This is a genomic window from Vitreimonas sp., assembly GCF_035627415.1.
Taxonomy (GTDB): Bacteria; Pseudomonadota; Alphaproteobacteria; order Caulobacterales; family Aquidulcibacteraceae; genus Vitreimonas.
Map to the genome: position 1 here is coordinate 1 of NZ_DASPLU010000034.1, position 4603 is coordinate 4603.

General features: G+C 63.5%; 4 protein-coding genes and 1 pseudogene. 1 reads left to right on the forward strand and 4 read right to left on the reverse strand.

The features are described 5' to 3' along the window. Window positions 1–187 (forward strand): annotated as a pseudogene (locus tag VEA80_RS18330) (hypothetical protein); the annotation flags it as partial. A 787-nt stretch (window positions 188–974) separates the two neighbouring features. On the opposite strand, the gene VEA80_RS18335 reads toward VEA80_RS18330, so the two are convergent. The 4 genes from VEA80_RS18335 to VEA80_RS18350 form a co-directional block, all read right to left on the reverse strand. Further along, the gene (locus VEA80_RS18335; protein ID WP_325062235.1) at window positions 975–1937 is read right to left on the reverse strand and encodes a copper resistance protein B; all 963 of its coding nucleotides are present in this window, start codon (window positions 1935–1937) and stop codon (window positions 975–977) included. After that, entirely contained in the window at window positions 1934–3667 is a 1734-nt protein-coding gene (locus VEA80_RS18340) for a copper resistance system multicopper oxidase (RefSeq protein WP_325062236.1), read from the reverse strand. Before VEA80_RS18340 ends, VEA80_RS18335 begins: the two co-directional genes overlap by 4 nt. Window positions 3668–3684: 17 nt before the next feature. Continuing rightward, window positions 3685–4347: a DUF2231 domain-containing protein gene (locus VEA80_RS18345; protein WP_325062237.1), complete on the reverse strand. Its 663-nt coding sequence runs from the start codon at window positions 4345–4347 to the stop codon at window positions 3685–3687. A 21-nt stretch (window positions 4348–4368) separates the two neighbouring features. Further along, window positions 4369–4603: copper-binding protein (locus VEA80_RS18350; protein ID WP_325062238.1), on the reverse strand; the 235-nt coding region annotated here is incomplete at its 5' end.

Genomic DNA, 4603 nt, shown 5'->3' on the forward strand with positions numbered 1-4603 from the left:
CGCCGGTGGGAATGGCGGCGGCGCAGCGGCGGCAGGCGCCGGCGGCTCAGTAGCAACCGGAACGACTTCGTCGAACTTTCAGAAAACGAATCCTGGCAACGCAGGCGCCGCCGGGTGGGCAGTCCGCAAGAACGGCAAGACCGTGAACGTCACCAACAATGGCGCGATCTCGGGGACCGTCGGATAGCTTCGTCAAAACCCAGTGTAAGGCGCGTTCCGAGCACGACGCCGAAACGGAAAGACTGCGCCACACAAGCAAGCATCGTGTCCGCTTGTGGGACGCGCTCGGCAACTTACGCGCTCTTGGAAGGTCCGATGCGCGTCTCACCGCGGTTGCGTCGGATTATCCTAACAGGAGACGTTCGCTTTGACCGGCAGGATGCTACCCGGAAGCGGACATTCGTCGTTCAAATTCGCTCGGCTGGAACTCGCCGAAAGGCGACGTGAGCGGTTTCAGCAGGTTCAGTACGCCGCTCGGAAGCGTTCGCGCGCGCCGGCGATCGTCAGCGGCAAGCTTGTCGGACCCCGCATGCCGGGACGGGGCAGCCAACGCACTTCGTCTGCAGGAATGGCGAGGGACATGGCGGGCCACCGCGCTAGCAGGCGTTCGAGCACGACTTCGGTCTCGACTTGGCGAGATGCATGCCGAGGCAAAGGTGCATGCCGCCGCCATAGCCAACATGCCGAACGCCTTCGCGCTTTAGGTCGAGTACATGGGATCGTAGGCGTAATCGGCGATGAGACTAAGGCCGGAAGCGGAGCCGTTGAGCCGAACCTGATCGACGCGATTGAGCGCGTCGTGCGTGTATTCGAAGTACGCAAACGCGGCTTCACCACTTCCAATCAGGGTGTATGGACAGCGGAAACCTACGTCGCCAGCGCGGCGCTACTTCTTGAGGCGCAATTTCGCTGAGGTCGCAGCACAACTTAGCCGGAAGGTCCGTGGCTGGAAACAATTTGCCGAACGCTCTAGCCTAGAACCAGGTCCTTACGCCGACGACAAAGCGGGTGGCGGCGACGTCTTCGCTGTCGGCGCGCACGTAGTCGGCGGTATCGCCCAATGTCGTCTCATAGCTGACTCCAACGTAAGGCGAGAACGTGCGGGTGATGTCATAGCGCAGGCGTAAGCCGAGTTCGGCTTCGGTGAAACCGGCGCCTACGCCAAGTTCTGGAATGTCGTCGGCGGAGAGATTGATCTCCACGCGAGGCTGCAGAATCCAGCGCTGCGTCAGGCGTGCATCATAAGAACTTTCGAAGCGCGCGCTCAGCTCGCCTTCGTCGGACACGAAAAGAGCGCCCGTTGTTTCGAACCAATATGGCGCGACGCCTTCGAAGCCCAGGACGGCGTAAGCCCGGTTTGAGCGAGGCTCGATGTCGTAACGCACGCCTGCCTGAAAATCGAAATACGGTCCTATCGCACGCGAGTAGAGCGCCTGCACTTCGGCGCTCTCGACATCGTCCTCATGGGCTTCGCCTTCCGTCTTGAAGACGAAGCGGTTGATGTCGCCGCCGATCCAGCCCTCGCCTTCCCAGTGGAACGATGTTTCGTCATCGCCAAATTCTAGTTCGGCGGTGTCGAGCATGATCGAGGAGACGATTGCGCCGCCATGCTCGCGCCGAAGCTGGGCGCGCGCCGCCTCCATTTCATCGGCGCTGTAGAAGCGCTCAGCCGCATGGTCAGCCGGTGGTTCCGGCGCGGGCACGTTGCCAACCTCTGAATCGGCGCCCGCGCCGTGGCCCATCTGCGAATGATCCATAGCGCCGTGGTCCATCTGCGAGTGGTCGGCGTCATCCTGGTCGCCAGGCTCGGCGGGAGGTTGGGTTTGCGGCGGCGACGTCGGCCACGGCATCTGCATGGCCGGCGGATCGGTTTGCGCGAGCACTGGCGTCGCAAGCGCCACGGGCGCTGCCGCGGCGATGATCAGAGCCCATCTCATGGGCGCGTCTCGTCAAGCGGACGCACCGTAACGACGCGGAACATGCCGGCGTGCATGTGATACAAGAGATGGCAGTGAAACGCCCAGTCGCCGGGCGCATCGGCGGTTAGATCGAAGGTCACCTTGCCGCCGGGCAACACGTTCACCGTGTGCTTGCGCGGGCGTTTTCCATCCGGTCCCGTCAGCAGCTCGAAAAAGTGCCCGTGCAGGTGAATCGGGTGCGCCATCATGGAATCGTTCACGAGCGTAACCCGTACGCGCTCGTCGCGCCGGAACGGAATGGGTTCGGTCACCTCACTGAAGCGCTCGCCGTCGAACGACCACATGAAGCGTTCCATGTTTCCAGTGAGGTGAAGCTCGAGCGAGCGCGTCGGCGTACGCGTATCGGGATTGGCTTCAAGCGCTTCGAGATCAGTGTAGACGAGCACGCGGTGATCAACGTCTTCGAGGCCCTGCCCCCGGTCGCCAAGCCGCTCGACCGGCATCGGCGCGATCGATTGCACCCCAGGACCCATCCGCACCTGCGGCGCGTTGGCGCCGTCTCGCATCGACATGTCGCCATGGTCCATGCCGCCTTGAGCGGCCGCTTCCGGCGAACCTGGCCAGGCCATGGTCATACTGGACATATCCATGCCCATGTCGCGCATGGTGGAGCGCGGACGCGCGCGCAGCGGCGGAATGTCCGCGCTCATGCCCGGCCTTGGCGCCAGCGTCGCGTGGCCCATGCCTGAACGGTCGACGGCTTCAGCGACAAGCGTTAAGGCGCGATCCTCGCGCGGTTCGATGATGACGTCATAGGTCTCGGCGACCGAGATCTGAAACTCGTCCACCGTAACTGGCTTCACGTTCTGGCCGTCCGCTTGCACGACCGTGAGCGGCAGCCCAGGAATGCGGACGTTGAAGATCGTCATCGCCGCGGCGTTGACGAAACGAAGCCGCACCCGTTCGCCCGGTTGGAAGAGCCCTGTCCAATTGTCCGCAGGACCATGCCCGTTGATCAGGAATGTGTAGGTCGATCCGGTGACATCGGAGATGTCGGTCGGATCCATCCGCATCTCTGCCCACTCCATCTGGTCGGAGAGCGGCGGATCGCGTCCGGTGAGCGCGCCCAGAATGGTTTCGCGCTGCATGTTGAAATGGCCCGGCTCCTGCTTCAGGCGCGCGAAGATCGTATGCGGGTGAAGGAAGCTGTAGTCCGAGAGTACGATCACATGTTCGCGGTCGTAGGCGATCGGGTCGTGGTGCGCGGGATCGATGACGATCGGCCCATAATGGCCCTCCTGCTCCTGCAGGCCCGAATGGCTGTGATACCAATAAGTGCCATACTGACGGACCGGGAATTCGTAGGTGAAGCTCTGGCCCGCGCGAATGCCGGGAAAGCTGACGCCCGGCACGCCGTCCATTTGGAACGGCAAGATGAGCCCGTGCCAGTGGATCGATGTCTCTTCATCGAGCTGGTTGTCGACCCGCAAGCGTACGTTCTGACCTTCGCGCAGACGAATGAGCGGACCGGGCACGGTGCCGTTAAGGCCAATGGCGTGGCCCGCACGGCCTTCGACATTCAAGTGCAGGCGCGCGACGGTGAGCGCGATGTCTTCGCCGCTCAGCGTGGACAATGTGGATTGAAGGCCGTGCGCGTGCGTTTGCGCCCAGGCCGGAAAGGCGCGCGCGGCCACGAGCCCCGCGCTGAGCGCGCCTGCGCCATGCAATAATCTGCGTCGCGAAAACATCGCGTCTCCCGCCCGATTTAGAACGCCATGTGGCCAGCGCCGTGGGTCACTTCGGCGCCGAGATAAGCCTGCGCCAAAATCGCCGCCGCGACGACGCTAAGCGCAATTGCGTAAAGAGGACCATTACGGCCGGCGGCGGCGGCTTCCGCATTGGGCTTCAGCCACCACACAAACAGCATGAGGAATGGCAGCGCCGTGCCGATCCAGCGGTGCAGGACAAGGGCGCCCGCATCGTCAGCCGCCGGCAAACCTGCATTGATCCAGCCGAGGGGCGCGGCGACAAAGGCGCCAATGACGGCGATCCCAAGCAAGAGCTTGTTGCTTGCCGTGTAGATGGGCTTGCGGCGCAAGGTCGCCATCAATTCGAGAAACGCCACCGTCAGCAAAAGCGCGATGGGAAAGTGCACGGCGGCGGGGTGCCAGCCGCCCAGCCAACGCAGCAAGCGGCCGGAAAACGTTGTTGGTCGTTCGTCGTGCTCAGTGGCGACCGGCGCGGTCGGCCACGGCATCGTCATAACCGGCTCGTCGCCATGCGCAGCGGGCGGCGTCTCGGTTTGTTGCTGTTCGGGCGGATGCCGCTCGTGTGCGTGCGCGTACGCGGCCACTGGCGCAAAGGCGACGATCGCTAGGACCGCCGCCAAGGCGGCAAATCGGCGCAGCCAGAATGCAAAACGCGCCATCGCGCCCCTCCGCCCCGCTTGCTAGCGCTGCACTTGCAGCGCCGACACCATCGGTTGGCCGTTGTGATTGACCAAGGTGAAGTTGACGCGATTGCCGACGGCGACGCCGGTCAAAAGGTCGGCCGAGTGCACCTGAAAGGCCATCACCATGGACGGCCAGCCAAGCGCCGGAATGGGCTCGTGCGCGATCGTGATGCGATTGTTGCGCGCATCGATGGCGCGCACGACGCCCACCCCTTCCGCACTTTGGGGCACT

Excerpts from the sequence above, each read along its gene's own strand:
- VEA80_RS18340 (WP_325062236.1), bottom strand. The coding sequence starts at position 3,667 with ATGTTTTCGCGACGCAGATTATTGCATGGCGCAGGCGCGCTCAGCGCG.
- VEA80_RS18345 (WP_325062237.1), bottom strand. The coding sequence starts at position 4,347 with ATGGCGCGTTTTGCATTCTGGCTGCGCCGATTTGCCGCCTTGGCGGCG.
- VEA80_RS18335 (WP_325062235.1), bottom strand. The coding sequence starts at position 1,937 with ATGAGATGGGCTCTGATCATCGCCGCGGCAGCGCCCGTGGCGCTTGCG.